The organism is Streptomyces sp. NPDC029296, assembly GCF_055569255.1.
In genome coordinates this window covers 29,751-55,107 of sequence record NZ_JBVHXT010000037.1, presented here as the reverse complement: position 1 = coordinate 55,107, position 25,357 = coordinate 29,751, and the positions used below count along the sequence as shown (strand labels likewise).

Below are 25,357 nucleotides of genomic sequence, written 5' to 3'. Positions count from 1 at the left end.
AGCATCCGCTGGTATCAGCGAACAGTGATGTGACAGTATCAGCGCATGCTGACTTCAGTCGATCCTGATGTGATCCGGGCGCTGGGCGATCCGCTCCGGCTGAGAATCGTGACCCTGCTGGCGCGCGAGACGCTGTGCACCACGCACCTGGTGGAGGAGACCGGGGCCAAGCAGACCAACCTGTCCAACCACATGAAGGTGCTGCGCGAGGCCGGGCTGGTGGAAACCGAGCCGTGCGGCCGTTTCACCTACTACAAGCTGAAGCCCGACGTCCTGGCCGGTCTGTCCGGGCAGTTCGCCGAGCTCGCCGCCTCTGCCCGCACCGCTGCCGAGAACAAGAGGGCCTGCCCGTGACGTCCACCGAGCCCACCACGACCACGACGGCGCAGGAGTCGTCGGTCGTCGCCAAGCTCTCCACCCTCGACCGCTACCTGGCGGTGTGGATCCTCGCCGCGATGGCCATCGGCCTCGGGCTCGGCCGGCTCATCCCCGGCCTGAACGACGCGCTGGCGAAGGTGGAGATCGGCGGGATCTCCCTGCCGATCGCGCTCGGCCTGCTGATCATGATGTACCCGGTGCTGGCGAAGGTCCGCTACGACCGGCTCGACGCCGTCACCGGCGACCGCAAGCTCATGGCATCGTCGCTGGTCATCAACTGGATCGTCGGCCCGGCGGTCATGTTCGCCCTCGCGTGGATCTTCCTTCCTGACCTGCCCGAGTACCGCACCGGCCTGATCATCGTCGGCCTGGCCCGCTGCATCGCCATGGTCATCATCTGGAATGACCTCGCCTGCGGCGACCGCGAGGCCGCCGCCGTCCTCGTCGCCCTCAACTCCGTCTTCCAGGTCCTCGCCTTCGGCCTGCTGGGCTGGTTCTACCTCGACCTGCTGCCCGGCTGGCTCGGCCTCGGCGACGGCGAGCACCTCGACATCTCCATGTGGAAGATCGCACTGAACGTCGTCATCTTCCTCGGCATCCCACTCGCCGCCGGCTTCCTCACCCGCCGCCTGGGCGAGAAGAACCTCGGCCGCACCAACTACGAGCAGCGGTTCCTGCCGAAGATCGGCCCCTGGGCGCTGTACGGGCTGCTGTTCACGATCGTCATCCTCTTCGCCCTGCAAGGAAAGACGATCACTTCCCAGCCGCTCGAGGTCGCGCGGATCGCGCTGCCCCTGCTGGTCTACTTCGCGGTCATGTGGTTCGGCACCTTCGCCCTCGGCAAGGCGCTCGGCCTGGCCTACGACCGCACCGCCACCCTGGCGTTCACCGCGGCGGGCAACAACTTCGAGCTCGCCATCGCGGTCGCCATCGCCACCTTCGGCGTCACCTCCGGCCAGGCCCTGTCCGGCGTCGTCGGCCCACTCATCGAGGTTCCCGTCCTGGTCGCGCTGGTCTACGTCTCGCTCGCCTGGCGCCGGAAGTTCACCCACCACGCCTGACGCGGACCTGCTTCTACGCCAGCACCTGAAGCGCGTAGAGCGCGCCGACGGCGGTGGCAAGGGCGCCAAGAAGCAGGCGCAGTGCGGTCTCGGGCAGGCGGGGCTGGAGGCGGGCGCCGACCAGGCCGCCGAGCCCGCATGCGATCCCGAGCGGCCAGTCGGGGGCGACGTCCCCGGACGTGGCCAGGGACAGCAGCGCATACGTGACCGCGCCGACGAGAGAGGTGGCGAACGTGGCGGCCAGCGCGGCCGGTGCGACGCGGGCCATGGGCAGGCCGCGGGCCGCGAGAATCGGCCCGAGCAGGGAGCCACCGCCGATGCCGTAGATCCCGCCGACGATCCCGACCGCGAGCGCGAGTGCCGTCAGCGCGGCCGGCGACGGCTCCGCGTTGGCGGCCGGGCGGCGGGTGGCCGGGGCGAGGGTGCGGACGCACAGCCACAGGCCGAGCGGCAGCAGCAGAGCCGCGATCAGCAGCCGGAACACGCCGGGCCCGGGGAGGGCGAAGACGCGGATCGCGGCGCCGAGGACGACGCCGGGCAGGGTTCCGGCGACCAGGCGCCGGGCCAGGCCGCCGCGCAGAGCGCCGTCACGGCGGTAGCGCCACAGGGCACCCGGCCCGGCCACCACATTGAACAGCAGGTTCGTCGGCGTGATCGCCGGACTGGGCACACCGAAGACGCTCAAGTGGACCGGAAGGAGGAACACCGCCCCCGACACTCCCACCGGCGCGGTCACCACCGCGATCAGCAGGCCGGCCGCGAGGCCCGCCCACACCGTCCACTCCACCCCAGCCCCCCGCCCTCCGACCGCCGCCCGGCCAGTATCAGCGCGGCCAGTGGTCCAAGGGCGGGGTTGCAACGGGATGTTCACGAACAGCAGGAACCGTGAACGACGGCGCTGACCAGCGCCGTCTAAGCTGTCGCGCGATGGCGGCACCGGCCGGTAAGGGAGCGTAAAAGGGCCATGGCGGGCAGCGAGCAGGACCTGGCGGAAGAGCAGCGCCGGCACTGGCAGGACACCTACACCGCCCACCCCGGCATGTACGGCGAGCAGCCCTCCGCCCCTGCTGTCCACGCGGCCGCCGTGTTCCACACGGCCGGAGCCCGCGATGTGCTGGAGCTCGGCGTCGGGCACGGCCGCGACGCCCTGTACTTCGCCCGCGAGGGGTTCACCGTCCAGGCCACCGACTTCAGCCCCACCGGGCTGGAGCAGCTGCGCGACGCCGCCCGGGCCCAGGACGTGGCCGGGCGGGTCACCACCGCGGTGCACGACGTCCGCGACCCGCTGCCCCTGCCGGACGCCTCGGTGGACGCAGTCTTCGCCCACATGCTGCTGTGCATGGCTCTGTCCACGAAGGAGATCCACGCCGTAGTCGGCGAGATCCGCCGTGTCCTGCGGCCCGGCGGGACCTTCGTCTACACCGTGCGTCACACTGGCGACGCACACTACGGCGCCGGCACCGCGCACGGCGACGACATCTACGAGCACGGGGGCTTCGCCGTGCACTTCTTCGACCGGGCCTTGGTCGACGCCCTCGCCGACGGCTGGAACCTGAACGAGGTCCACGCCTTCGAAGAGGGCGACCTGCCCCGCCGCCTGTGGCGCGTCACCCAGACCCTGCCCCGATGACCACCGCACCGATACCCGCTGCGGACATCACCGTCGACGGCACCGGCCTGCTCTGCGTCACCCTCCTGCTGCGCCTGCGCAAGCAGATCGCCGACGCGCCCCCGGGCACCGTCGTGCACGTCATCGCCACCGACCCCGCCGCCCCGCTCGACCTGCCCGCCTGGTGCCACATGACCGGCCACAGCTACCTCGGCCCCGTCCCCCGCGCCGACCCGCCGGTATACGCGCTCCGGCTGACCGCCGGTGCGCTGCACACCCGGGCTGACGCGCCGTGGCACGCCGCCACCCCTTGATCACCGCGCACACATCCCGGTTGGGCTGCTCCTGCTGCCGGGCGGGTTCAGTGGATCGCTGGGCTGCGGCGCTCGACCAGGACGACGTCGCGCCAGACGCCGTGGTGGCGGCCGATGCGCTCGCGGGTGCCGATGACCCGGAAGCCGGCCCGCTCGTGCAGGGCGAGGCTGGCAGTGTTCTCGGGAAAGATCCCGGACTGGATCGTCCAGATCCCGGCCTGTTCGGTGGAGTCCACCAGCGCCTTCAGCAGGGCGGAGGCGACACCGCGGCCGCGGGCGGCGGGGTGGACGTAGACGGAGTGTTCGACCACGCCCGCGTACGCGCACCGGTCGGAGACCCGGCTCGCGGCCACCCACCCCAGTACGGTCCCGTCGGCGTCTACGGCGGCGAAGCGGTGCTCGGGCATCTTCGCCGTGTCGAACGCCTCCCAAGAGGGTGCGACGGTCTCGAAGGTGGCGTTCCCCTCGTCGATCCCCGCCTGGTAGATGGCCAGCACCTGCTCGGCGTGCTCCGGCGCCAGCGGCATGATCACCGCGTTCGCGGACCCGTTCCCCACGACGTTCCCCCTCCCGTGCCGGTTAGGCCGCGGCCGGCAGGGCCAGCAGCTTGCCCATCGCGGCCAGCACGGACGGCTCGACCCGGTAGTAGACCCAGGTCCCGCGCCGCTCGGAGGTGAGCAGCCCGGCCTCTTTGAGCTTCTTCAGGTGGTGGGACACCGTGGGCTGGGAGACGCCGACGTCGGAGATGTCGCACACGCATGCCTCGCCGCCCTCGTGGGAGGCCACGGCCGAGAAGAGACGCAGGCGGACCGGGTCGCCGAGCGCCTTGAACATCCGTGCGGCCCTCTCGGCCTCCTCGGCGGTCATCGGCCGCTCGGTCAGCGGCGGGCAGCACGGTGCCACGCCCTGACCGTCGGCGGGCTCGAGCAGCGGCAGCACCTTCGCATTCGACATGCGTCTATGTTGACACATGTCGAACCAAGCGGGCAGTGGGTCACCGGTCCCGCAGGTGTGCAGCAAGATGGCGGGCGATGCGGGCGGCGTCCCGGCCGACTCCGCGCAGCGAGTGGGAGGACAGGGAGCGCTGCCACTCCAGCCCGACGAACGCCATGCCCGGCACCGTGGCCGAGGCACCACCGCGGTGCCGGGGGCGCCCGGCGGCGTCGAGCGCACCACATCCAGCAGACCTTCGCGCCATCGATGCCGGTGAACACCGGCAGCCGGTTAGGGGCGCCCTGGGCGAGGGCGGCGCGGTAGCGGTCGTCGTCGATGACGAGCTGCGTGGGCGGCTGGCGCAACAGGCCGCCGAGCGAGGCGATGTCCAGGCCGGTGTGCCGCAGCCAGAAGTGCAGGTCGCGCCCGGCGATTCTCTGGCGGGCGAACTTCACCGGCGCGCGACTGGCGAGCGTGACCCGGGCGGCGGTGGCCAGTTCGGCGGCGATCTGCACCGCGGAGTTCCCCGCGCCCACCACCACGACCCGCTGGCCCGTGAAGGGTTCCGGCGGCGGTACTCGGCGGTATGCAGCACCGTGCCGGTGAAGCCGTCCAGGCCAGGAAGAGGAGGGCAGTGGGGGTGGCCGAACGTGCCGGACGCCGCGACCACGGCCCGCGCCGCCAGCGCGCTGCCGTCGGCGAGCTCTACCTCGAAGCCGGCGTCGCCGCGCCGTACGCCGGTGACCCGACGGCCGGTGCGGATGTCCGCGTCCAGGCGGGCGGCGTAAGCCGTCAGGTAGAAGGCGACCTCGTCCCGGTGCGGGTAGCGGTCCAGGTCACCGGGGAACGGCATCCCGGGCAAGGAGCTGTACCGGACGGGCGAGAACAGCGTGAGGCTGTCGTAGTACCGCGGCCACGACCCGGCCGCGGTACCGGACGCCTCCAGCACCACCGGCCGAAGGCCCTCACGCAGCAGGGCATGGGCTGCGGCGAGGCCGGACTGCCCGCCCCCGATCACCGCGACGTCGACGTACTCCATGAAGGAACCTCCTGGATTCGATGAATGTCTATGTTGACGTCTATCGATACAGGTGCCATGCTGAGCCGCGCAAGCCATCGACAGATGTCGAAACACGCAAGGAGTCGCCGTGAACGCGCCCGCCACCACCGAGCTGCCCGTCATCGTGATCGGCGCCGGACCCGTCGGCTTGGCCGCCGCCGCCCACCTGCTTGAGCGCGGCATCGAGCCCCTGGTCCTCGAAGCCGGCCCGGCCGCCGGCGCGGCGGTGCGCGAGTGGTCGCACGTGCGGCTGTTCTCCACCTGGGGCGAGGTCGTCGACCCGGCCGCCGAGAAGCTCCTGGCCCCCACCGGCTGGACACGGCCCGACCCGGCCACCTACCCCTCCGGCGGCAACTGGGCCGACCTCTACCTGCAGCCGCTCGCCCGCGTCCTCGGCGACCGTGTCCGCACCGGCGCCACCGTCACCGGTGTCTCACGCACCGGCCGGGACCGGATCGTGGGCGCCGACCGCGAGGCCCAGTCGTTCGTCGTGCACGTCGCCCACACCGACGGCCGTGAGGAGCGCCTCTTCGCCCGCGCCGTCATCGACGCCTCCGGCACCTGGAATACGCCGTCCCCGGCCGGCGGCAGCGGGCTGCCCGCGCTCGGTGAGAAGGCCGCCGCGGACCGGATCACCTACCGCGTCCCCAACCTGAAGGACCCCGCCGTCCGCGCCCGGTACGCGGGCAAGCGCACGGCCGTGATCGGCTCGGGCGCCTCCGCGTTCACCGCCCTCGCCTACCTAGCCGACCTCGCAAAGTCCGGCGACGGCGCGGGAACGAAGGGCGTATGGATCCTGCGCCGGGGCATCTCGGGCGCCACCTTCGGCGGCGGAGAAGCCGACCAGCTCCCGGCGCGCGGCGCCCTGGGTCTGGCGGCGAAGGCGGCCGTGGACGAGGGCCACGCGGACGCGGTAACGGGATTCCGCACCGAGGCGATCGAGCGCGACACCGACGGCCGCCTGGTCCTGGTCGGCGAGGACGGCCGCCGCCTGGACCCGGTGGACGAAGTGATCGTGCTGACCGGCTTCCGCCCCGACCTGTCCTTCCTCGACGAGCTGCGCCTCGGCTTGGACGAGCGCCTCCAGGCGCCCGTGGCCCTGGCTCCGCTGATCGACCCCAACCAGCACTCCTGCGGCACCGTCTATCCGCACGGCCACCGCGAGCTCTCCCACCCCGAGCAGGGCGTGTATCTGGTCGGGATGAAGTCCTACGGCCGCGCACCGACGTTCCTGGCGATGACCGGCTACGAGCAGGTCCGCTCCGTTGCTGCGGCGATCGCCGGCGACCTCGCCTCCGCCGACCGCGTGGAACTGACCCTGCCCGAGACCGGAGTCTGCGGCGGCGCTGGCCTGTTCGACGCCCCCGACGCCCAGGAAGGCGACGGCGGCGACTGCTGCGCGCCCGCACCGCAGCTCGTCCAACTCGGCGCCCCCGCCACGGTCGGGGCGGCTGCCGAGCAGGCCCCGGCGGGCGGCTGCTGCGGCTCGTGACCGCCCTGGGCACCCCCGCGCCGCCCTGCCCGCCCTGCCGTCTCCGCGGTCGCCGCGCTCATCGCACCGTGGACAGCCATCAGCGCTGTACGCCGCCAATCCCGCGACTCTGACGACAGCCGCGATCACTCCGCAGAGTGACCACGCAGCAACATCAGCAACGTTTGCCAACAAACGTGCTGATTTGCCAACTGAGCTGCGTGGTCACATGGACGCCGACGATCGGCACGACCTGGCGGGCACCGGCCGCTGTCCACAGGCTCGCCATGGCGGACTGGGCGGCATGAGCGATCACGAGCAGCAGCAGCCGGCCCCGCGCCGCGGCAAGGTTCTGGAGGCCCTCGCACGGGCGGAGCGGAAGGTGGTCACCCGGCCCGCGCCGAAATCCGCGAAGGCTCAGGTGAAATTCCTTCTCACGCGGGCGAAGGGGTCGACCAAGGCCCTGGCGGAGCGCCTGGGTGTCTCGCGCCGCACGGTGGAGCGCTACCGCGCTGGGACGCTGACGACCCCGCAGAAGCGCCTTCGGGCCGCCCTGGTGGAGGAGACCGAATCCGAGTGGCAACCGCAGGTCAGAGCACAGGCACGGCACCAGGCGGCCACCTCCAGCGGCATGATGGTGGATGTCACCGCGTACTTCGGATTCACCTGCACGGGCAGCTCGGACGACGGCCGCGAGCGCACCATCACCACGGCGATCTCGCCCACCTACGCGAAGCAGATCCTGGACCTCCAGGAGGCCGGTGCGACGGAGGAAGACCTGCATCCGATCGTCGCCGAGGCCATCACCGAGTCCTATTTCACGCAATGGGGCACCCGCGCCGTCGGCCTGCGCGCAGATTTCACACACGTCTCGCAAATTGAGTTCCGGTTCTGACCCGGCCGAATTCGAGACCTGCTAGAAACGCATTCGTGAGCCGAAGCACGGTAGGTGTCACGTCGGCAGGCTTGTTGTCACTGGCGGAGCGCGGTGTGTTGTCGGTCGCCTTATCCAGGTGCTCGCGTGGCCGTAGGGCAGGGGACGGACCGGGAAGGGTGCGCACGCGGTCAGGAGCTCCTCGGCGTCAGGTCCTGCAAGCCCACCACCCGCAGCAACTGCAAGCGCTCGTGCGACTCCGTGCCCGGGCGGGCCGTGTGGATGACGAGCTGCTGGTTGTGATCGGAGTTGACGAGGACTTCGCAGTCGAGTTCGAGGTCACCGATCGCGGGATGCCGGAAGCGTTTCGTGGCGGCGCGGCGTACGGCGACCTCGTGTTCGTCCCAGAGGTGGGCGAACTCCGCGCTCGCGGAGCGTAGTTCGGCGACGAGGTCGGCGGGTTCGGGGTCCGTGGGGCGGGCCGAGGCCACCGCTCGCAGGCCGGCGACGTGCTCGCGGGCGCGCGCCGGGCGGTCCTCGGGCGGGAACAGCTCCTGGGCCGCCGGGTCCAGGAAGAAGCGGCGGATCATGTTGCGTTCGCGGGGCGGGCGGGCGAGGACGTCTCCGCTCAGCGCCCGCGACAGCGCGTTTTGAGCCAGGATCTCGCCGCAGTCGGTCGCCACCATCGCTGGGGTGTCGTGCAGCCGGTCCAGCACCAGGAGCAGGCCCGGGCGCACGTGCGTGCTGGTCGCCTCACGGCGCGGCGGCTCCTGACCGGTGAGGTGGAAGAGGTGGTCGCGTTCGTCCTCCGTCAGGCGCAGGGCGCGGGCCAGCGCGGTGAGCATCTGGCGGGACGGGCGCGGGCCCCGGGACTGTTCCAGCCGCGTGTAGTAGTCCACGGACATGCCCGCCAGCTGGGCCACCTCCTCGCGGCGCAGCCCCGGCGTACGGCGCCGGACTCCGGCTGTGAGACCCACGTCGGAGGGGTCCAGGCGGGCGCGAGCACGGCGCAGGAAGCCGGCGAGTTCGACTCGGTTCACCTCTCCAGGGTGCGGGACCCCGGCCGGCTTATCCAGGGACTCCCGATCCCCTGATGAAGAGGTCTCTCCCGGACGTCGCCGCATCCGTCGAGGCTGGTCGCCGATGACAGGCAACACAGTGGGTGAGGAGCACATCATGCTGACTTTGGTGACCGGTACGACGGGACAGGTCGGACGCCGCTTCGTGCCGAGGCTGCTGGCCCAGCGGCAGCCGGGCGAGCAGGTGCGAGTCCTGGTACGGGACGCGGCCCGCGGTGAGCGCTTCGCGGAGCTGGGCGCCCAGGTCGCCGTAGGAGACATGCGCGACGCGGCGACACTCGACAAGGCGCTCGCCGGCGTGGACGCCGTGGTGAACGTCGCCGCCTCCTTCCGCGGGGTGCCCGACGAGGAGGCGTGGGCCGTCAACCGGGACGCCGCGGTGGCCCTGGGCCGCGCCGCGCAGGCCTTGGGCGTGGAGCGGTTTGTGCAGGTCAGCACGAATAATGTGTACGGCGTCGGACGGGGCCGTCCGCTGACCGAGGAGGACGAGAGCCGACCGGGCGGTGAGATGTGGGGCGCCTACCCCGAGTCCAAGGCCGAGGCCGAGCGTGAACTGCTCGCGCTCAAGGGCCTGGACGTACGCATCGGGCGGCTTCCCTTCGTCTACGGCGAGGGCGACCCGCACCTCGCCAACTCCTTGCGCTGGGCCGCCGGCTGGGCACCGCACCAGCGCCTGCAGATGGCCCACCACGCGGACGTCGCCCAAGGCCTGATGCGTCTGCTGTACGCGCCGGGTATCGCCGGCCGGATCTACAACATCGCCGATGACGCCCCCGTCACGACGGTCGAGCTGTACCAGCTCAACGGCGTCGAGGTGCCCGCCGGGCTCCACGAGCTCACGGACCCCGACCCGTGGTTCGGGATCACGTCCAACCAGCGCATCCGCCGGGAACTCGGCTTCCGGCCGATCTACCCGAGCGTCTGGACGGCCCGGGACGCCGGAGCCCTGTGACGGGTCTCTGACCGGGGCAGTTCACCCCGGTGATCCCCGACAGCCGGCACCCGGCCGCGGGACACAGATGCGGTGACATTGGCTCTGCTTCGCGTGCTGCTGGTGACAGGTAGCGCGCCGTATCGGTGACAACCACTGTGCTTCGCCCGGCTGAAGCCGCAGTTCAGGGGAGGCCGGTGGTGTCACCTATGGTGCTTCGGCTCACCACGGCTGCCGCGCATCCGCCCGGCACCCGGATATCCCGTCCCCTGTCCCCGCGACAATCGGGAGGCTTCGTGAGCAACCCCTGTTCCCCGATCCCGCCGTCGGCGCTTCCCGGCGCCCGGCACGCCCGCGCCCCGCCGGCCGGTCGACCAGGCGAAGGTCGGCCGCCGCGCGGTGCGCCGCCGCGCCGCCGGGATGACGGTCACCGAGGCCGCGGCCGCGCTCGAGGACGCCCGGCTGCAGCAGCACATGGACCGCGACCGCGAGGACCTGGCCGACGACGAACGCGGGCCGGCCGAAGTTGCTGAGTGGGAGCGCATCACCCAGCTGCTCGCCGCCACCGGCGGCGTCTACGACCCCGAGACCGACGCCGTCGTCCAGGACGAGCTCGCCGCCGACCGGCGGGCCGAGGAAGCCGAGCAGCAGCGCCGCCAGGAGCAGCAGCAGCTCGCCGCCCGCGCCGACGAGCTCGCCGCGCTCGCCCGAGCCGGCCGGCTCGACCGGACCGTGGAGACCCGGCCGGGAGACGAGGCCGCCCTCGAGTTCCTGGTCCACCGGGGCGACTACCATCCCGTGGTCGACGGCTGGCTGGCGCAGGCCCTCGCCGGCCACTCGGGCCACTACGCCGACCCGGCCACGCGCACGGCCGCCGCAGACTCGCTGCCCGACCGGGTGCGGGCCCACGCCGCCCTGCTCGCCGCGCTCACCCGCCTTCACGCCCCGGCCGCCGACGGCGGGCTGGGGTTCGCCGGCCGACTCGCCCAGGCCGACCCGGCCGCCCCCCACGCGCTCGCCGCCTGGCTGGAGCACAGCCTCGTGCCTTCCGGTCCGGCGGGTGCGGGCGGTGCGCGGTGAGTGCGGCCGACCGCGTGGTGGCCTCCTGGGTGGAGGTGGCCGGCTGCGGCACCCGGTACGAGGACCTGACGGCCGACGGCCAGGTCCACGTCGACTGCACGCCGCCGCTGGGGGAGCCCTGGTTCGAGGGCGAGGACGACCCGGACTACAACCCGGTCTGCGCCTGCCCGCGCCTGCCGAAGCAGTGGTGCGACGGATGCATCGGATGCGTCGTCTGCGGGCAGTGCCGCGCACCGCACGTCTGGCTACCACTCTCGAACTGATCACCGGCACCCGTGCCCGGAGCGGCGCCCGCCCCGGGCACGGCATAGTGCCGGGGTGACCACGACACCGGACCGTCTGGACCTGCCCGCCCGCCGGCGCCGCAACGCGCGGCTGATCGCCGCCCTGACCCAGCTGATCGGCGCCTGCGCCGAAGCGGCGGGCGCCGTCTACCAGCCGATCGCCGCCGCCCCGGCCGCCCAGGAGGGCGTGGAGGTAGACCTCATGCCGTGCCTCCAGGTCAGTCTCAGCGCCGCCCTGCTGCTGGACGCGGCCCGAGCCGAGGACGACGCCCGGTGGCCGGCCGCCGTGACGCGGGAGCGGGCGGCGGCCAGGCGGACCTTCGCCGCCCGGTGCGCCGTGGCGGCGGCCGAGGAAGCCATCGACCCGGACGGTTCGCTGGGCGGACACGGACAGGCCGCCGCCATGGAGCTGGCGAGCGCCGGCGAGGACGTCGCCGCTTGCTGGCGGCACGATCCGGAGCAGGCCGTCGCCCTGGTCCAGGAGCTGGTGGCCAGCGGCGAGTTCACCGAGGACGAGGTCCTGGACGACGCGGTCGACTCCGCAGTGCTGACCGGTCTCCTGACGTTGCAGGAGGTGCGTACCGCGACCGACCCGAGCGCGGCGGCGGAACTCTGCCTGAACGCGGTCACCCACATCGCGCTCGCGGCCGCCCTCGCCAGCGCCGACCTGGACTGACCCGGCTGTACCGGCGGATGAGAGCGAACACCTGGGTGCCGAAGCACGGTTGTCCTGTCTCACTCCACTTTGGCCAGCGTCTCACCGAAGTTTGACCACCATGGCGCCCGGTCCTTCCCAGACGGTGGCCATGCGGTCGAACCGCAGAAATACTGCAGCTGCCCAGCCGTCACAACGTTACTGATCTGGTGCATTCCGGAGCACAGTAACGTCGTCGACGAGAGCTGTGAGCCGCTCCAGGATCCGCTCGTTCAAGCTGCTTCTCATTCGCCGCACTTCAGCTAGTTCTGCCGATAGGACGACCGAGGACGCACCCGAGACCAGGGCCACCACTCTGGCCGAAACGGACTCGAACGCAATGTGCTCGGTCCCGATCCACCACCCGTCTCGCATCGCCGCGTCCGAAGCCTCCAGAGCAGCTTCGCGAAGCTCAGAGATACGCCGCGCAACAGCCTTCGCAGACCCCCGGCGCAAGCTCGCGACTTCGTTCAGATAGAGGTCCCACGCTCGATAGGCGGAGCGGATCGCAATGAGCCGTTCTACCGCGCCGGCCTCGCGTTCCTCCCGACGCTGCTGGGTCTGTTGCTGCGCTGCAGCACGAGTTGCTCGCACGGGACCTAGGTAACCGCCTAAGGCCGTTAGACCAGCCCCTACCATCGCGCCGACCGCACCCCATACCGCGCCGTCCATGTCCTCCCCCATCCAACATCAGTGGCTGGCCAATCGTGATGCAGCGCCTGCAGAGTACGACTCGGCAGTGACGGTCACACCCACCATGGAAGTGCAAAAGGAACTGCCGTGCGCCGCCCTTGGTGACAGGCCCAAGCAGCCGTCAAACTTCGGTGAGATCGGTCAGACTTCGGTGAGACAGGTCAACGGTTGTGTCGCTCACCGAGCGTCACAACCGGGGTGTCACGCTGCCTGTCACGCCCGCCGCCGACCGCGTGACAGCAGCCCCCAGAATGTCCGGAATAATCTTATTCTGAGGGCGGAACACCCCCCGGGACCCCCTCCAGAGGCGGGTGCGAGAGCGTGACACCCCATCTGACGGTGATCACGCTCTGTCCTGTGACAGGGGAGCTTGGGCCCGGTTGGCCTCGGGAGGCTCTCGCTCCGAATCACGCCCGGCCCCGTACTGGGGCCGCTACGGTGCTGCCCATGCCTTCAGAGCTCACTCCGGATCAGGTCCTTCGTGTAGTCGCCGCTCTGGAAGCGGCATGGGGCGGTGACGACGACGCCCTGGCCGCGTTGGTACGCGGTGGGAGCGGCGAGCGGCCGCTGGCGGCCCTGATCGCCGAGTTCGGTGAGAGCCGGCTGCTGAAGATGGTGCTGGTCGTCCTCGGGATCGAGGGCCTGGAGGGCGCCGAGCTGGAGCGGGCGCTGGCGGAGTACGGGCAGAGCATCACCCCGCATCTGCTCGGTGTGACAGCGGGTCTGATGTCCGCGTGGGCTGCGAGCGCGGGCGAGGACGTCCGGGCGACCGGCGACCTCGCCCGCCACGTCCTGCGGGCCCTGCTGTCCTTCACGGGACGCGACGATCCCAAGGGGGCGCGGGCCCTGCTCGCGCACCTGCGCGCCGATGCCCTGGCTCATTCGTAGGAGCAGTCCCGGCGATCCAACTTCGGTGGCAATCGGTTCATCTTCGACGTCGCCGGACACGCTCTGTGCGGGCGGTCGGGTCAGTGGATTCCCCGGACCGAGGCGTCGCGGTGGCTGGGGGAGACGGGCGTGTCCACCGGGTGCAGCCACCGCAGCGGCACGGTGAGCGTGCCGACGCGGGGAAGTTCGACGGGCTCGCCCGCGGCGTCCAGCAGCATCCCGGAGACCTGATAGCCGCCCCCGGGCGGGAGGCCGGCTTCCTGCGCCTGGTCCTCGGTGAGCGCCACCGTGACCCGGGGGCTCGCCCCCATCACCAGGCCCTGCGCGGTCCGGGCGGCGGTGTCCACGTCGACCACGGACAGCTGGAAGTACGTGCCGCGCAGCCAGCTCAGCGGCAACCAGGAGTCGCCCATCGTCTCCGGCCGGTACCGCCGCCACGGGAGCGCGAGGGGCACCTCGCAGCGGTACGTCTCGCCCACCCGGACATCCTTGGTGCGCATGTCTCCAGGATGCTCCGCCGGGCCGCCGTCCTACCCGTGCGCTCCGCCGCTACCTGGGTCCTGGGTCCAGTCGGGTCCCGCTCCGGGCGCGGGTTTCCGTCCGTACCGTCCCGGAGCGGCCCGCGCCGACGCTACCGTGAGGACACACGCCAGCAACCCGTCCAGGAGCCCCGGATGAGCCAGCAGCCGGCCCCCGCGCCCGTACCCGACCGTCAGCCCCTCGATGAGAACGCCGCCGCGTCGATCCGCGCCTACGCGGCCGACCAGCGCGCGAAGGTCGACGTCCTCGCCTCGGTGCTGGAGGACATCGCGGAGAACGGCTACCCGAGCCCCGAGTCCGGGATGCTGTGGGAGGAAGCCCGCGACGCCCACCTAGAGCGCCTCGCCGACGAGCAGCAGTCCCGCCGTGTCGCCTGAGCACGGCCCGCGCCGCTCCCAGGTCGTCCTGGTGGAGCCCGCGCTAAGCCAGCTGGAGAAGCTGACGGCGGCCGAGACGCACCGCCTGGACCGCGCGATCGTCGCGATCAGCGTCAACCCGGAGTTGGGCACCTCTGTGCCCGGCACCCTGCTGCGGGACTACGTGGACGACGTCGACGGGGTCCGGGTGATCTACTACGTGACCGCCCTCCGGCAGATCACGATCGTGGCGTACGTCGAAGCCTGAAGCAGCAGATGCAGCAGCGCCCCGGCCCCGTCGCGGTCCGGGGCGCTGCTGCATCTGCTGCACGGCGGGCGAGGGGTGCTGCACCGGGGGGCCGGCGGCCGGGCGGCACACGGGTGCTGCTCGTGCAGCAGCGCCGGGTGCTGCGGCAGCGGATCCGTGCAGCACCCGGCCGGGAGTCTGCTGCACGGCGTTCAGCTGCTGCCGGTGGCCCACCGCTCCATGGGGCTCGGGTCGTTTTTCAGCAGGGTGTCGCGGCGGTACTGCGCGGTGGCCCGCTTGACGTCCATGGCCTTCGCCAGCTCGCCGTACAAGCCGCCTCCTGCGGAGTGCTGACGGACGGCGGCGTTCTGGATGCCCCCCAGCCGGTCCAGCAGGTCGGCGGACGTTGCGATGGTCGTCTTGAGGTCGTCGATGTCCGCCCTGCCGGCGCGCAGCTGCGCGAGGCCGTGCAGGACGGCACCGAACCGCTCGGCGAGCTGGCCGACGTCGTCACCCAGCGCCCGGGCGGCGGCGGCGGACAGCGGGATCGCGAGGTCGGGGACGGGGTCGGTGTGCTCGGGCTCGGTGGTCACCGGGCTCTCCTCCTGGTGGTGCGGGTCGGACAGGGGCGGGGGTGCTGCTCTCAGCGGTCGACAACGTCCTTGTCGAGGTCGCGGTGGTGGAGGTCCACGACCAGGCCGCGCCCTGTGTACCGCTCGGCCAGATCGGCGACCCGGTACGCGGCGGCCCTCTCGGCGTCGCCGGACAGGGCAGCCTCGAGCGCGTCGGCCACGGTCGCGGAGCGGTGGCGGCCGCTGGCACACCCGAGGGCCACGGCCAGCGGCTCGTCCTGGCGCGGCCCGGCGAGGTAGGCGTCCACGGTGACGGGGATGGCGTGCAGCAGCGCCAGGATGCCGTCGGTGCCCATCAGCGCCTCGCGCACGGGGGCGCCGCGGGCGGTGAGGTAGCGCAGGTGCGGGTCCTTGAACTGGTGGCGCAGGTCGTAGCAGACGCGGGCGGCCAGCTTTGGGCCGTGCAGGAGCCGAACGGTGATCGCCACCTTGGTCATCTCAGGCCCTGCCAGGGGCGGTGACGGGTGCGGATGGGGGTGTCTAGAGCCACTCAAAGGGTCGCTGGGCGTCACCCACGGCCCCGGCGAGGTTGTCGGCGTGCAGCCGCGCTCGGAGGCGGCGTCGAAGACGCTGGCGAACGCCTCGTGGACACCGGCGGCCTTGAGCGCCTGACGATGTCGTCATGGTCGGCGCCGGCGCGCCGGACGGTATCGGCAAGCAGGTTGAGCGCGGCGGCCACGACCGGCGCGAGCACGGTAGCGACGTCTCGACGCTGCTGATCCGGGCGAGGGCCTGGCTCAGCCGGCCGCTTCTTACGCTGCTCGGCGAGCTGGTCCTGACGAGTGGCGACGGCCCGGTAGGGCTTGCTGTCCAACCGGTCCACCTTGGGCATCGCCTCAACGGTGGCCAAGGCCTCCTGGGGGAGTTGTAGCTGGCCAGTATCGGGTCATCTGGTCAACGCAGTCGCGGACCGCAACCAGCGACTGAAGCCCAGCGACTGAAGAGGTGTTGAGTCGCTGTCGGGTAGGCGGGAAAAGCCCAGGTCAGAAACGTCGCCTCACTCGTGCAGCGACTGAAGCGACCGAAGCTTCTAATATATGAAGCCATCCATGTGTGTGCGTGTGCGTGATATATAGAAGACTTGAGTCGCTTCAGTCGCTGATTAGGCATCCCAGAGGCTGCTGACCTGCGGAAACGGTCGACTTGTAGCAATAGCGACTGAAGAATGTTCAGTCGCTGCCGCGGCACTCAGTCGCTCCCCGCACCCCCCGCAGGCCACCTGATCGACGGTGCAGTAACCCCTTCCGCATGTGCCGCGCAACCTTTGCAGGAACTGTTCGCTAGGCTGTGTCCACCATTGAGTCGCTTCAGTCGCTGATAGGGGGTGCACATGCCTGCTGACCTGCGCTTTTCTTGCAGCGACTCAAACCATTCCGCCCCGGCGCCTTCAGTCGCTGCACGTTCCCTGCGCGCTGCCCGCTGGTGCGCCCTCCAGGGCTGGCCCGTCCACCCCCTCGCGGCGGGCCGCAAGACACCGGCTGCGAACTGCAGCGACTGCCACACAACCCCGCACGCGCCTGCCGACTGCCCCTGTCTTCCGGTCGGCCGCTGGTGCCATGGCTTCCACGCCGCCACTCTCGACCCAGACCGCATCCAGCAGTGGTGGGGCGCCCACCCGCAGCTCGGCATCGGCGTCTCCTGCGGCCCGGCCGGGCTGGTCATCATCGACATCGACGCCCACGACGCCGAGCCGCCTACCCGCGACCGGATCCTGCCCGGCATCCCGATCGGCGACGATGTCGACCTCACCGGCCTGGCCAACGGATTCCACACCCTGGCTGTCCTGGCCGCCCTGCGCGGGCAGCCCAGTCCCGCGGACGACGAGACCACCTTGCGGGTCCGCACCCCCTCGGGGGGACTGCACGTCTGGTACCGGGCCACCGATACCCGCCGCTGGCTGTCCTCAGTCGGCTCCAGCCCCCGCCGTGCCCTGGCCTGGCAGGTCGACATCCGAGCCCACGGCAGCTACATCGTCGCCCCTGGAACCACCACCCACAGCGGCACCTACACCCCCCTCGGCGAAATCCGCCAGCCAGCCCCCTTGCCCGCATGGCTCGCCCAAGAACTCGAGCGGACTGGCCACCTGCCCGCCCAGACCATCCCGGCCCCGCGACCGGTCCCGCCCCGCGCCCAGCAGGCCGTCCTTGCTGCAGGCGCCGGCCGTGACCGCATCCAACAGACGCTCGCAGCCGTCCTGGAACCCGTCGAAGCCTGCGGTCAGGTCATCGAAGGCGCCGGCTTCTCCGACGCACTCAACCGCGCCGCCTACACGCTCGGCGGACTCGTTGCCGCAGGCCGCCTTTCCCAGGCAGAGGCCGAGCAGGCGCTCAAGGCTGCTGCTTCCGCCGCCCGCCCGGGCCAGGACCGGCGAGCCGAGCAGATCATCCGCAGCGGCCTCGCCGCCGGCCACAAGCACCCCCTCCACGCGAGCGGGAGGCGCCCGTGACCTCCCCCTCGGCCGACCCCGGCACCCTGTTCGAGTTCGATCCCGAAGCCGTCGCCGCGCAGATCCGGGCCCAAGGCGCCACCGTGCCGCTGCCGCTACAGGCACCCCCCACGCGGGCCACCGCCGGCGAGGCCACCGCGGACGGCCTGTTGCCCGACACCCTCACCGACCGCGGCAACGCCAAGCTGTTCGTCAAGCTCTACGCCAACGACTACCGGCACGTGCCCGGCATCGGCTGGTACCGGTGGGACGCCACCCGCTGGCAGATCGACGAGGACGACACCGTCCTGTGGGCGGCCGGCGACCTCGCCGAGAACATCGCCACCCACGACCCCCGCGGCGTATTCACCACCAGCGCCCTGCACAAACACCGCCGCCGAGCCCTGTCCACCACCGGCATCAACGCCATGCTCACCCAGGCCAAGTCCGCCCCCGGCATGGTCCTCAACGCCGCCCGCCTCGACGCAGACCCCTACGCCCTGTGCACCCCAGACGGCATCGTCAACCTGCACACCGGCCTGATCAGGACGCCCGACCCGAACAAGGACTTCCACTCCCGCTCCACCACCGTCGGCCCCAAGCCCACACCCACCCCACGCTGGGAACGCTTCCTCACCGACACCTTCGGCGACGACGCCGAAGGACGGGAAATGATCTCCTACCTGCAACTGCTCCTGGGCTACTCCGTCACCGGCGACGTCGGCGGCCAGGTCCTGCCTTTCCTGTTCGGCTCCGGCAAGAACGGCAAGTCCGTCCTGCTCGACGTGCTGATGAAACTGCTCGGCGACTACGCCGACGCCGCCCCGCCTGGCTTCCTCATGGCCAAGCCATACGAGGGACACCCCACCGACCTCGCCGAACTCCACGGACGCCGCGTCATCGTCTGCTCCGAGGTCAAACCCGGCGACAAGTTCGACGAGGCCCGCGTCAAACTGCTCACCGGCGGCGACCGCATCAAGGCCCGCCGGATGCGGCAGGACTTCTTCAGCTTCACACCCACCCACAAGCTGTGGCTGCTGGGCAACCACCGCCCAGAAGTCGGCACCGGCGGCTTCGCGTTCTGGCGCCGCATGCGCCTGATCCCGTTCGAACGCGTCGTCCCCGACCACCGCAAGATCGACAACCTCGCAGACATCCTCGTCACCGAAGAGGGGCCCGGCATCCTCGGCTGGCTCATCGACGGCGCCCGCCGCTACCTCGGCGGCGACCGCGACCTGACCGGCCCCGAACGCGTCCGCATCGCTACCAGCACCTACGCAGAAACCGAAGACCACACCGGCCGCTTCTACGAAGAGCGCTGCCGCCTCGCCCCGGAACTGCGCGCCGAGCAGACGACCCTCTACGCCGCCTACAAGGCCTGGTGCCAGAATGAGGGAGCCCCAGCCATGTCCTCCCGCGCATTCGCCGCCCGTACCCGGGAACTCGTCGGACTGGCCTCGCCCAAGGAGATGATCCTGTCCAACCAGCGCAAGCACTACCCGGGCATCGGACTGCTCACTGACGAGGAATGGGAGGCCGGCCGATGAGCTCCCTCATCACCGCGGAAGAGATCAGCCACGAGACCGAGCTCGTGTGGCTGGAGGACCTCACCGCCTTGGACTACGTCCGCCAGAGCCTGGACCGGCTGCCCACCCGGAAGGGACGGCCCGCCTACCACCGCGACGGCCGCCTGGTCGGCTACGCCGTCCTCGGCCCGACAGCCAAGCCCTCCCGCGCCTCCGGCACCTTCCGCCGCCGCGTCTTCTGGCTCCTGCCCCACGACCGCGACAGCCAGCCCGACGGCCTGTACGCCAAGAGCGCACCCGCCGAAGCCGTCGACCCCCGCACCCTCCAACCCCGGACGAAAGGGTCAAAAACCGAGCGCTCTGAAGGCGGCCCGCTATCTCCTGCGATACACCCTCCGGTGCTTCCTGACCGCACCCCAGCCAGGTGACGATCGGTTCCCTAATCCCACTCTGGACCCATGCTCGTCGAACCACATGATGCAAAGAAGCCATGAGCGGCACGCATCCGCGAGGTAGCGCTCTGGAGCGGGCAGGTGACCTGTGGTTGCCGCCGATCCGACATTCTCGGGGGTGCGCCACGCCATGTCGGACGCGCCCTCCCGTCGGGCCGCTGCCCGGCCGCTGGTCCCCGCTGCTGTTGCCGTCCGACCGGGTTTCTGAGCCGTCGGCAAGCACCTGGACCGCGCCCTGCCCCTGACCGGCCTTGCCCAGGACTCCGGGATGGTCATGCAGGTGTGCAACCTGCGAGCTATGCTCGCCCGCCAGCGTAAGCGGTACACGCGCCCGCCGAAACAGAAAGCTTGCCCGCTCTTGCAGCTGCTAAGGGGCGAAAGGAGAGGGCGATCCCCACCTCGAAGGCGGCCGTCGATCTCATCAACCGCCTCTTCGAGCACGCCTGCGTCGCAGCGGCAGCGATCCGGACTGGGGTCGCCACCGTGGTCGACGTCGCCCTGGCCACCGTGGACGTCGCCACGACGGTCTTCGTGATGAACAGCGGCGGCCGCTTCCACCGCTGGCACCGGCTCGCCGAAGCCCGCCGCCACCTCGCCTACGTCCTGCGCGGCCGGCCCCACCAGCCTGGCCTGGACGAGCAGATCGTGCAGGCCGTGGTCGACGAGTACACCCGCCCGGCCGGGAAGCGGATGGTGACCGCCGACCTGCGCGCCCTCTACCCGCGCGACATCGAGGATGAGGCCGTGCTGCGTCCGCTGACCCGCAACCGGACCGCGACGTACGAGCGGGGCCGCCTCGCGCCGACGCACTGAGGGTCCGGGCTCAGGCCGTGCGTCGCGCGGACCGACTGGGCTCCCGCCCCCGGAGACCGGCGTCGACACGGTGGAGCAGACCCGCCGGACGCTCGAAGCCGTCGCCGCCGGCTCCAGAACGGCATCCGCGAGCGCGCCGTCACGCACGGCGCCCGGCCGCGGCCCGCCCCGGCGACAGCCCCACAGCCCGGCATCCAGCACACACCGGGCCGGAACCCCGCTGGAGGAGTCACGTGAGCACCCCGGAAGACCAGCCCCATCCCGACGAAGTTCTCGCTCGACCAGTGCCGCCCGCGAGCAGATGGCCGCCGCGCTCGACGAGGACTAGGAGCCCGGAGTCGACGAGCCCGTGGGGTGGCGGCCGGTCTGGGAGCGCCCGCGGATGCCGAAGTCGAAGGCGGCGAAGAAGGCGGAGGTGCGCAAGCAGGGCAAGCGCGTCCAGGAAGCCGCGTCTTCCCCGCCGACGTGGGGGTATTCCGCTGACTACGACCTTCTCTACGAGGAGGGGCGTCGGTGAAGTGGTCCCACTCGTCGGTGACCGGTGCGGCCAGTTGGACGTGCCGGTTGACTCGTGCCCGCCCCCGCCGCCCTGACCATCGGTGCCGACCGGGCACCGCCGGCCGGACATCCTGAACCCCGCCCCGGCCGCTCGGCCTGACTCCCGCCCCCAGGGCTGGGACCGGACAGAGCTGGCTGGCCGCTCCGCATGCGCCCGCTGGCGAACACCGTCGGCGAGCGCGGCGCTTGCTGCCCACCTGCGCGGATGTCGAAGCGAAGATCAGCCGCACCGACAGCAAGGCGTCCCTCCTGCTGGCCTTCGACGGTGCGGTCCTCGCCGGACTCGCCAGCGTCTCGGACAAGGATCTTCCGGTGCCCGCCAAGCTGGGCGGCGGTGCCGCCGTCCTCGCGCTCGCGGCCGCCGCGGTGCTGCTGTTCCTGGTCGTGCGCCCCAACCTCGGCGGCCGAGGCCGCACCGTCCGTGAGGGTTTCCCACTCTGGGCGCGGCTGACCGATGAAGCGCTGCTCGCCGCGATGCGCGAGGTCACCCGCATCATCGGCGTCAGGACGCTGTCCGGCCTCGCCGTCGCCAAGTTCCAGCGTCTGGCCCGTGCGGTCGACATCATCCTCGCCGCGCTCGCCCTCCTCCTGGCCGCCGCGATCCTCGCGGTCGCCGGATGAGCGGTCGGCTGTACGTGCTCGCCCTGGTCCTATCGCCGTGGCCGCCACCGCCGCCCGGCACGCCCACCGCACCACCACCGACAAGGAGTAGCCGTGGCCCTCACCCTCTTCTCCCGCCGCCCCGCCCCCGCCCCCGTCGCGCCGCCGGCCGTCGAGCCCGAGCCGTGGCCCGAGACCGGAGAGACCTGGACGCCGGAAGGCGTCACCGTCGTCGAGCGGTACTGGAACCAGGTGTACGCGGTCGTCCTCGTCTACACCGCCGCACGGGGATACCGGCACACCGTCGCCTGCCTCGGCTGCCACTTCCGCACATCGGCCAACCGGCGTGCCAGCTACGACTGGCTGCAGCTCGAGGACGCGGCCACCATCGCCAACGACCACGCCGCCCAGTGCCGGGCGCTCCCCCGCGACATCCCGGCCCGCCCCGACGACGACACCGTCCGCGAGCAGCTGCGGAGCTGGGTGACCACCTACCGCAACCGCGGCGCGGACGAGCAGCTCCACCTCGAGTCGCTGGACCTGCTCCGCCTCACCATCCAGCGCACCAACGACTGGATCGAGGCCGCGCTGCAGCACCTGGCCATCACACAGCCGGAGATCCTGCGCACCGAGACCGGTGAACACGGCGACCGCATCCGGTTCTACGCCCGCCGCCTCACCCAGGACTGACCGGCGCTCTCTGTGCGCCCCCGGTCGGCCTTCCCCGGCGGCCGGGGCCGTGCGGTGTCCGCCCGGTCACCCGGACCAGGCGATGGACCCTCCCCCGGAGGTCACCGTGCCCCTCACCCGCCGCTCCCTGATGGACGCCGCCGCCGCACGCTTCGGCTGGCGCCGCGCCTACGACACCACCACGCAGATCGACGCGCTGCTCACCGCACAGTCCGAGACCGCCTACCGCGAGGCCGCCGACCACGCAGCCCTGGCCACCGCGAAGAATCACAACGTCCTGGCCGTGCAGCCCGGCGTCCTCGATGTCCGCAGCCGGGTCCTTGCCGATGTCCTCTACCTGGAAGGCGTCCTGGCCGGGGCCCGCACCCGCGGCCTGGCCCCGGAGCTCATCGCGCACCTGGAGGACGCCGTCGGCCACGGCCACGAGCTGACCGTGCTGCTCGCCGACGCCGTCCGCGCCACCGCCACCGCACACACCAGCGGCGACTGAAAGCACCCGGGACACCCGGCCCGGCGGTCCTGCCACCGGCATTGAAACCGCAGGCCGAGACAGTCAGCCATCGGTTCCGACCTTCCATCACGGGTCCCTGCCCCGGCACACAGATCCCGGGGCAGGGAACCGCCGGGTGGCCGGGCATCGGCAAAGGGCCGGCCACCCGCTCCTTCACCCCTTCGAGATCAGGAGACCTCCAGCATGCCCCGTCACCTCACCACCGAGCGCCTGGCCCTGTTCGGCACCCTGCTGGCCACCTTCGGTGAGCTGCATCCCGCATGTGATCACTGGGTCCAGGGGTCGACGACGGCTTCGCGGAAGCGGCTCTACGGCAAGGACCTGGTCCACGCCGACGGCTCCCCCGCCACGCCCGACTCCACCTGCCCGACCATGACCACCAGCACCCTCGGCAGGCGCGCGGTGGCCTGCCACGTCGCGTCCTACACCGCCGTCCAGTTCGCCGCGACCATCGGCATCACCCGGGCCTTCGGCTACCGCGTCACGCCCACCGCGCTGCTCGCCGGCGCGGCCATCAACGCCTCGACGCACGCCGCGATCGACCGCGGCGCCTTACTGCTGTGGCTGGCGAAGAAGACCAAGAAGACCGGCTACATCGAGCACTGCCAGGCGGTCCGCCTCGACGACGACGGCGCGGTCACCAAGGAGATCACCGGCCCGGGCAGTGCGTGGATGGAGCTGGACGCGGCCCTGCACCGCGCCATCGGCATCGGCGCCGCCGCCGTCACCACCTGGCTCACCACCCGCCCCGGCGGCCGCCGGTGACCCGCACCCGCCTGGACCGCGTACGAGCGGCGGCCGGGATCGCCAAGCTCGCCCTCCAGCAGATTGAGGACGAACTCACCGGCGAGATCGGAGCACAGGAGCTCGCGGAGGTCCTGCGCGAGCTCCACCACGAGGACCACCGCCAGGACGGCGTCTTCGGTTCCCTCGCGCAGCTGCTCACCGTCGCCGCTCAGACAGCCGGACGGATCGAACCGGACCGCGACGGCGAGATGTCGTGCCCGCTGCACGAGGCCGCTGCGCTCGTCACCGAGAACGCCAGCCTGCAGACCTACTACGCCACCCGTGCTCTTGACCCGCAGGGAGAATCCGTATGAAGACCTTCCGCCTGGTCAACGCGCTGCCCGTCGACACGACGATCCCGGACGACTCGCTGGTGGTCCTGATCGGCGCTGCCGGGTCGGGCAAGTCGACGTGGGCGCGCACTTGGCCCGCCACGCAGGTCCTGGAGCTCGACAGGTTCCGAGCCCTGGTCAGTGACGACGCGGGCTGCCAGGAGGCGACCGGCGACGCCGTGTTCGCGCTCCAAGCCGTCCTGGAGGCGCGCCTCGCCCGCCGGAAGATGACGGTGGTCGACGCGACGAATTGCGAGCAGTCAGTGCGGGCCAACCTGATCGCGACCGCCCGCCGCCACGGCGTGCCCACGGTCGCGCTGGTCATCCCGACCCCGGCCCCCGTGTGCGTCGAACGCCAGGCAGACCGGCCCGCGAACCGGCGCGTGCCCGAGCAGGTCGTGCTCGCGCAGCACGCCGCCATGGTCGACGCCTGGCCCGGCCTGCCCGCCGAAGGGTTCGACCACGTCGTCGTCGCGGAGAACCTCCACCGCCTGGAGGCGATGCTCAAGCCGCTCAGCGACGCCCGCCGTGCCGAACTTGGCTGGGACGGGGGCGAGGGCCTGGGCGAACTGCTCCTGGTGCGCCGCTGCTTCGGCCCCGAGATCCTGCCGATGTGGCGCTGGCGCGACGGCTCGCAGCTCGCCGGCGGCGACCGCGTCGCGGAGATCCGGCTCGGAGCCGACCGCATCGTCCTCGCCCAGCGCAACGACGTCGACGAGGCCGGCGACGTCGGCTTCGAGGCCCTGGTGGGCTGCGCGGCCGACGACGAATGCGAGGGCCAGGCGTGGGCGCCGGTCTACAACGTGACCGACCTCCTGCGGGCCCTGACCGGCGAGCTGATGAACGACCCGGACGTGCGCTGCACCGTCCACGGCGGCACCGACGACATCGACCAGGAGGCCGACGACCAGGAGGACGACCCCGAGGGCCGCGCCGACCTCGAGGCGCAGTACGCGGACGCGGTCCGCGGATGAGCCGCGCCGCCGACGGGCCGCACCCGCACCCGCTCACCCCGGCCGACCTCCCCGACGGCGACGACTGGTTCCACGGCTGCCCGGACTGCCACCTGCCTATCCAGGGCGGAGCCGCCGGCCTCGCCGCGCACCGCCGCACCGTCCACACGGCCGCCGGTGATCCCCGGCGGCCGATCACGATCCATCTGGAGTTCTGACCCGCCGCTCCACGCGTGACGGACGCTCCGTGCCGCCCCAGCCCCGTTCGACGGAGGCCGGGGCGGTCGCGGTGGCCCCTCATCACCGAGCACGGAAGGAGATGGACGTCATGACCCACCTACGGATCGCCCACGAGGTCTACGACCAGGCCGCTGCCGCGGCGGCGGCCGGGCTCGAGATTTCCCACGGGCGGCCGGACGGCTGGGGCGCCTGCGGATACCGGCCCGGCGGGGAGCTCGACTGGCACGCCGCACAGGCCGGCTCCTGGAGGAGCCCGTACAGCTGGCTCAACTCCCCCAGCTCCTTCGAGCTGTAGCTCTGCCCCGGGACAGCCGCTCTGCTTGGCGGCTGGACGGCTGCCCCGGGCC

Annotated in this window: 34 protein-coding genes and 2 pseudogenes; 27 read left to right on the top strand and 9 right to left on the bottom strand. The window is 71.7% G+C overall.

Annotated features, from left to right (window positions below; genetic code table 11):
- Nucleotides 1-45: 45 nt before the first annotated feature.
- Nucleotides 46-354 (top strand): ArsR/SmtB family transcription factor, encoded by a 309-nt coding sequence (locus ACZ4W9_RS29075; RefSeq protein WP_467940766.1) that lies wholly within the window; start codon nt 46-48, stop codon nt 352-354.
- Entirely contained in the window at nt 351-1,439 is a 1,089-nt protein-coding gene (arsB, locus tag ACZ4W9_RS29070) for an ACR3 family arsenite efflux transporter (protein ID WP_467940764.1), read from the top strand. Before ACZ4W9_RS29075 ends, arsB begins: the two co-directional genes overlap by 4 nt.
- 13 nt (nt 1,440-1,452) lie before the next feature.
- Here the strand turns inward: arsB and ACZ4W9_RS29065 are convergent, their stop codons facing one another.
- Nucleotides 1,453-2,226: a TSUP family transporter gene (locus ACZ4W9_RS29065; protein WP_467940762.1), complete on the bottom strand. Its 774-nt coding sequence runs from the start codon at nt 2,224-2,226 to the stop codon at nt 1,453-1,455.
- 177 nt (nt 2,227-2,403) lie between these two features.
- Between ACZ4W9_RS29065 and ACZ4W9_RS29060 the strand changes: the two genes are divergently transcribed.
- Complete coding sequence (locus ACZ4W9_RS29060; RefSeq protein ID WP_467940760.1) at nt 2,404-3,069, top strand: class I SAM-dependent methyltransferase; 666 nt, start codon at nt 2,404-2,406, stop codon at nt 3,067-3,069.
- Nucleotides 3,066-3,362 carry a sulfurtransferase TusA family protein gene (locus ACZ4W9_RS29055; protein WP_467940758.1) on the top strand — a complete coding sequence of 99 codons (297 nt, stop codon included), beginning with the start codon at nt 3,066-3,068 and terminating at the stop codon, nt 3,360-3,362. The genes ACZ4W9_RS29060 and ACZ4W9_RS29055 overlap by 4 nt, the downstream gene beginning before the upstream one ends.
- A 47-nt stretch (nt 3,363-3,409) precedes the next feature.
- On the opposite strand, the gene ACZ4W9_RS29050 is transcribed toward ACZ4W9_RS29055, so the two are convergent.
- The 4 genes and pseudogenes from ACZ4W9_RS29050 to ACZ4W9_RS29035 form a co-directional block, all read right to left on the bottom strand.
- Nucleotides 3,410-3,889: a GNAT family N-acetyltransferase gene (locus ACZ4W9_RS29050; protein ID WP_467940889.1), complete on the bottom strand. Its 480-nt coding sequence runs from the start codon at nt 3,887-3,889 to the stop codon at nt 3,410-3,412.
- A 52-nt stretch (nt 3,890-3,941) separates the two neighbouring features.
- Nucleotides 3,942-4,316 (bottom strand): ArsR/SmtB family transcription factor, encoded by a 375-nt coding sequence (locus ACZ4W9_RS29045; protein WP_467940756.1) that lies wholly within the window; start codon nt 4,314-4,316, stop codon nt 3,942-3,944.
- A gap of 497 nt (nt 4,317-4,813) precedes the next feature.
- Nucleotides 4,814-4,930 (bottom strand): annotated as a pseudogene (locus ACZ4W9_RS29040) (hypothetical protein); the annotation flags it as partial.
- Nucleotides 4,888-5,334 (bottom strand): annotated as a pseudogene (locus ACZ4W9_RS29035) (NAD(P)-binding domain-containing protein); the annotation flags it as partial. The pseudogenes ACZ4W9_RS29035 and ACZ4W9_RS29040, both read right to left, overlap by 43 nt.
- Nucleotides 5,335-5,443: 109 nt before the next feature.
- Between ACZ4W9_RS29035 and ACZ4W9_RS29030 the strand changes: the two are divergent.
- Nucleotides 5,444-6,847 (top strand): FAD-dependent oxidoreductase, encoded by a 1,404-nt coding sequence (locus tag ACZ4W9_RS29030; RefSeq protein WP_467940754.1) that lies wholly within the window; start codon nt 5,444-5,446, stop codon nt 6,845-6,847.
- A gap of 283 nt (nt 6,848-7,130) precedes the next feature.
- A complete protein-coding gene (tpg, locus tag ACZ4W9_RS29025; RefSeq protein ID WP_467940887.1) occupies nt 7,131-7,721 on the top strand; it encodes a telomere-protecting terminal protein Tpg in 591 nt (196 codons plus the stop codon).
- Between the two features lie 170 nt (nt 7,722-7,891).
- Here tpg and ACZ4W9_RS29020 read toward each other — a convergent pair whose 3' ends face one another.
- The gene (locus tag ACZ4W9_RS29020; protein WP_467940752.1) at nt 7,892-8,740 is read right to left on the bottom strand and encodes a helix-turn-helix transcriptional regulator; all 849 of its coding nucleotides are present in this window, start codon (nt 8,738-8,740) and stop codon (nt 7,892-7,894) included.
- A gap of 136 nt (nt 8,741-8,876) precedes the next feature.
- Between ACZ4W9_RS29020 and ACZ4W9_RS29015 the strand changes: the two genes are divergently transcribed.
- From ACZ4W9_RS29015 to ACZ4W9_RS28995, 5 genes are all read left to right on the top strand, one after another.
- Nucleotides 8,877-9,731, top strand: a complete 855-nt coding sequence (locus ACZ4W9_RS29015; RefSeq protein WP_467940750.1) for an NAD-dependent epimerase/dehydratase family protein — start codon at nt 8,877-8,879, stop codon at nt 9,729-9,731.
- 378 nt (nt 9,732-10,109) lie between these two features.
- Nucleotides 10,110-10,790: a hypothetical protein gene (locus tag ACZ4W9_RS29010; protein WP_467940748.1), complete on the top strand. Its 681-nt coding sequence runs from the start codon at nt 10,110-10,112 to the stop codon at nt 10,788-10,790.
- Nucleotides 10,787-11,053: a hypothetical protein gene (locus ACZ4W9_RS29005; RefSeq protein WP_467940747.1), complete on the top strand. Its 267-nt coding sequence runs from the start codon at nt 10,787-10,789 to the stop codon at nt 11,051-11,053. The genes ACZ4W9_RS29010 and ACZ4W9_RS29005 overlap by 4 nt, the downstream gene beginning before the upstream one ends.
- A 55-nt stretch (nt 11,054-11,108) precedes the next feature.
- Complete coding sequence (locus tag ACZ4W9_RS29000; protein WP_467940745.1) at nt 11,109-11,750, top strand: hypothetical protein; 642 nt, start codon at nt 11,109-11,111, stop codon at nt 11,748-11,750.
- Between the two features lie 1,158 nt (nt 11,751-12,908).
- Complete coding sequence (locus ACZ4W9_RS28995) at nt 12,909-13,349, top strand: hypothetical protein (RefSeq protein ID WP_467940743.1); 441 nt, start codon at nt 12,909-12,911, stop codon at nt 13,347-13,349.
- An 80-nt stretch (nt 13,350-13,429) separates the two neighbouring features.
- On the opposite strand, the gene ACZ4W9_RS28990 is transcribed toward ACZ4W9_RS28995, so the two are convergent.
- Nucleotides 13,430-13,849: a hypothetical protein gene (locus ACZ4W9_RS28990; RefSeq protein ID WP_467940741.1), complete on the bottom strand. Its 420-nt coding sequence runs from the start codon at nt 13,847-13,849 to the stop codon at nt 13,430-13,432.
- A gap of 174 nt (nt 13,850-14,023) precedes the next feature.
- Between ACZ4W9_RS28990 and ACZ4W9_RS28985 the strand changes: the two genes are divergently transcribed.
- Nucleotides 14,024-14,266 (top strand): hypothetical protein, encoded by a 243-nt coding sequence (locus tag ACZ4W9_RS28985; RefSeq protein ID WP_467940739.1) that lies wholly within the window; start codon nt 14,024-14,026, stop codon nt 14,264-14,266.
- On the top strand, nt 14,256-14,513 hold the full coding sequence (locus tag ACZ4W9_RS28980) for a hypothetical protein (RefSeq protein ID WP_467940737.1): 258 nt from the start codon (nt 14,256-14,258) through the stop codon (nt 14,511-14,513). Before ACZ4W9_RS28985 ends, ACZ4W9_RS28980 begins: the two co-directional genes overlap by 11 nt.
- Before the next feature lie 191 nt (nt 14,514-14,704).
- Here the strand turns inward: ACZ4W9_RS28980 and ACZ4W9_RS28975 are convergent, their stop codons facing one another.
- Entirely contained in the window at nt 14,705-15,085 is a 381-nt protein-coding gene (locus ACZ4W9_RS28975; RefSeq protein ID WP_467940735.1) for a hypothetical protein, read from the bottom strand.
- A 50-nt stretch (nt 15,086-15,135) separates the two neighbouring features.
- The gene (locus ACZ4W9_RS28970; RefSeq protein ID WP_467940733.1) at nt 15,136-15,552 is read right to left on the bottom strand and encodes a RapZ C-terminal domain-containing protein; all 417 of its coding nucleotides are present in this window, start codon (nt 15,550-15,552) and stop codon (nt 15,136-15,138) included.
- A 194-nt stretch (nt 15,553-15,746) separates the two neighbouring features.
- On the opposite strand from ACZ4W9_RS28970, the gene ACZ4W9_RS28965 reads away from it, so the two are divergent.
- The 14 genes from ACZ4W9_RS28965 (at nt 15,747) to ACZ4W9_RS28900 (ending at nt 25,305) form a co-directional block, all read left to right on the top strand.
- Nucleotides 15,747-15,995 (top strand): hypothetical protein, encoded by a 249-nt coding sequence (locus tag ACZ4W9_RS28965; RefSeq protein WP_467940731.1) that lies wholly within the window; start codon nt 15,747-15,749, stop codon nt 15,993-15,995.
- 459 nt (nt 15,996-16,454) lie between these two features.
- Nucleotides 16,455-17,570 (top strand): bifunctional DNA primase/polymerase, encoded by a 1,116-nt coding sequence (locus ACZ4W9_RS28960; protein WP_467940729.1) that lies wholly within the window; start codon nt 16,455-16,457, stop codon nt 17,568-17,570.
- On the top strand, nt 17,567-19,096 hold the full coding sequence (locus ACZ4W9_RS28955) for a DNA primase family protein (RefSeq protein ID WP_467940727.1): 1,530 nt from the start codon (nt 17,567-17,569) through the stop codon (nt 19,094-19,096). The genes ACZ4W9_RS28960 and ACZ4W9_RS28955 overlap by 4 nt, the downstream gene beginning before the upstream one ends.
- Complete coding sequence (locus ACZ4W9_RS28950) at nt 19,093-19,503, top strand: DUF6009 family protein (protein WP_467940725.1); 411 nt, start codon at nt 19,093-19,095, stop codon at nt 19,501-19,503. Before ACZ4W9_RS28955 ends, ACZ4W9_RS28950 begins: the two co-directional genes overlap by 4 nt.
- 507 nt (nt 19,504-20,010) lie before the next feature.
- A complete protein-coding gene (locus ACZ4W9_RS28945) occupies nt 20,011-20,340 on the top strand; it encodes a hypothetical protein (protein WP_467940723.1) in 330 nt (109 codons plus the stop codon).
- Nucleotides 20,341-20,722: 382 nt separating this feature from the next.
- The gene (locus ACZ4W9_RS28940) at nt 20,723-20,857 is read left to right on the top strand and encodes a hypothetical protein (protein WP_467940721.1); all 135 of its coding nucleotides are present in this window, start codon (nt 20,723-20,725) and stop codon (nt 20,855-20,857) included.
- 227 nt (nt 20,858-21,084) lie between these two features.
- A complete protein-coding gene (locus ACZ4W9_RS28935; protein ID WP_467940719.1) occupies nt 21,085-21,519 on the top strand; it encodes a Pycsar system effector family protein in 435 nt (144 codons plus the stop codon).
- A gap of 93 nt (nt 21,520-21,612) precedes the next feature.
- The gene (locus ACZ4W9_RS28930; protein ID WP_467940717.1) at nt 21,613-22,188 is read left to right on the top strand and encodes a hypothetical protein; all 576 of its coding nucleotides are present in this window, start codon (nt 21,613-21,615) and stop codon (nt 22,186-22,188) included.
- 82 nt (nt 22,189-22,270) lie between these two features.
- Entirely contained in the window at nt 22,271-22,678 is a 408-nt protein-coding gene (locus ACZ4W9_RS28925) for a hypothetical protein (protein WP_467940715.1), read from the top strand.
- Nucleotides 22,679-22,882: 204 nt separating this feature from the next.
- Nucleotides 22,883-23,464, top strand: coding sequence for a hypothetical protein (locus tag ACZ4W9_RS28920; protein WP_467940713.1), 582 nt, complete (start codon nt 22,883-22,885; stop codon nt 23,462-23,464).
- Nucleotides 23,461-23,799, top strand: a complete 339-nt coding sequence (locus ACZ4W9_RS28915) for a hypothetical protein (RefSeq protein ID WP_467940711.1) — start codon at nt 23,461-23,463, stop codon at nt 23,797-23,799. Before ACZ4W9_RS28920 ends, ACZ4W9_RS28915 begins: the two co-directional genes overlap by 4 nt.
- Nucleotides 23,796-24,791, top strand: a complete 996-nt coding sequence (locus ACZ4W9_RS28910) for an AAA family ATPase (RefSeq protein ID WP_467940709.1) — start codon at nt 23,796-23,798, stop codon at nt 24,789-24,791. The genes ACZ4W9_RS28915 and ACZ4W9_RS28910 overlap by 4 nt, the downstream gene beginning before the upstream one ends.
- Entirely contained in the window at nt 24,788-24,988 is a 201-nt protein-coding gene (locus tag ACZ4W9_RS28905; protein WP_467940707.1) for a hypothetical protein, read from the top strand. The genes ACZ4W9_RS28910 and ACZ4W9_RS28905 overlap by 4 nt, the downstream gene beginning before the upstream one ends.
- 110 nt (nt 24,989-25,098) lie before the next feature.
- Complete coding sequence (locus ACZ4W9_RS28900; protein WP_467940705.1) at nt 25,099-25,305, top strand: hypothetical protein; 207 nt, start codon at nt 25,099-25,101, stop codon at nt 25,303-25,305.
- Nucleotides 25,306-25,357 lie beyond the last annotated feature (52 nt).

Bases quoted from the DNA above. Each gene is read 5' to 3' on its own strand.
- ACZ4W9_RS29075 (WP_467940766.1), top strand. From the start codon at position 46: ATGCTGACTTCAGTCGATCCTGATGTGATCCGGGCGCTGGGCGATCCG.
- ACZ4W9_RS29060 (WP_467940760.1), top strand. From the start codon at position 2,404: ATGGCGGGCAGCGAGCAGGACCTGGCGGAAGAGCAGCGCCGGCACTGG.
- ACZ4W9_RS29055 (WP_467940758.1), top strand. From the start codon at position 3,066: ATGACCACCGCACCGATACCCGCTGCGGACATCACCGTCGACGGCACC.
- ACZ4W9_RS29050 (WP_467940889.1), bottom strand. From the start codon at position 3,889: ATGCCGCTGGCGCCGGAGCACGCCGAGCAGGTGCTGGCCATCTACCAG.
- ACZ4W9_RS29045 (WP_467940756.1), bottom strand. From the start codon at position 4,316: ATGTCGAATGCGAAGGTGCTGCCGCTGCTCGAGCCCGCCGACGGTCAG.
- tpg (WP_467940887.1), top strand. From the start codon at position 7,131: ATGAGCGATCACGAGCAGCAGCAGCCGGCCCCGCGCCGCGGCAAGGTT.
- ACZ4W9_RS29015 (WP_467940750.1), top strand. From the start codon at position 8,877: ATGCTGACTTTGGTGACCGGTACGACGGGACAGGTCGGACGCCGCTTC.
- ACZ4W9_RS28995 (WP_467940743.1), top strand. From the start codon at position 12,909: ATGCCTTCAGAGCTCACTCCGGATCAGGTCCTTCGTGTAGTCGCCGCT.
- ACZ4W9_RS28990 (WP_467940741.1), bottom strand. From the start codon at position 13,849: ATGCGCACCAAGGATGTCCGGGTGGGCGAGACGTACCGCTGCGAGGTG.
- ACZ4W9_RS28985 (WP_467940739.1), top strand. From the start codon at position 14,024: ATGAGCCAGCAGCCGGCCCCCGCGCCCGTACCCGACCGTCAGCCCCTC.
- ACZ4W9_RS28965 (WP_467940731.1), top strand. From the start codon at position 15,747: ATGGTCGGCGCCGGCGCGCCGGACGGTATCGGCAAGCAGGTTGAGCGC.
- ACZ4W9_RS28960 (WP_467940729.1), top strand. From the start codon at position 16,455: ATGCCTGCTGACCTGCGCTTTTCTTGCAGCGACTCAAACCATTCCGCC.
- ACZ4W9_RS28950 (WP_467940725.1), top strand. From the start codon at position 19,093: ATGAGCTCCCTCATCACCGCGGAAGAGATCAGCCACGAGACCGAGCTC.
- ACZ4W9_RS28940 (WP_467940721.1), top strand. From the start codon at position 20,723: ATGCCGAAGTCGAAGGCGGCGAAGAAGGCGGAGGTGCGCAAGCAGGGC.
- ACZ4W9_RS28925 (WP_467940715.1), top strand. From the start codon at position 22,271: ATGGACCCTCCCCCGGAGGTCACCGTGCCCCTCACCCGCCGCTCCCTG.
- ACZ4W9_RS28920 (WP_467940713.1), top strand. From the start codon at position 22,883: ATGCCCCGTCACCTCACCACCGAGCGCCTGGCCCTGTTCGGCACCCTG.
- ACZ4W9_RS28910 (WP_467940709.1), top strand. From the start codon at position 23,796: ATGAAGACCTTCCGCCTGGTCAACGCGCTGCCCGTCGACACGACGATC.
- ACZ4W9_RS28905 (WP_467940707.1), top strand. From the start codon at position 24,788: ATGAGCCGCGCCGCCGACGGGCCGCACCCGCACCCGCTCACCCCGGCC.
- ACZ4W9_RS28900 (WP_467940705.1), top strand. From the start codon at position 25,099: ATGACCCACCTACGGATCGCCCACGAGGTCTACGACCAGGCCGCTGCC.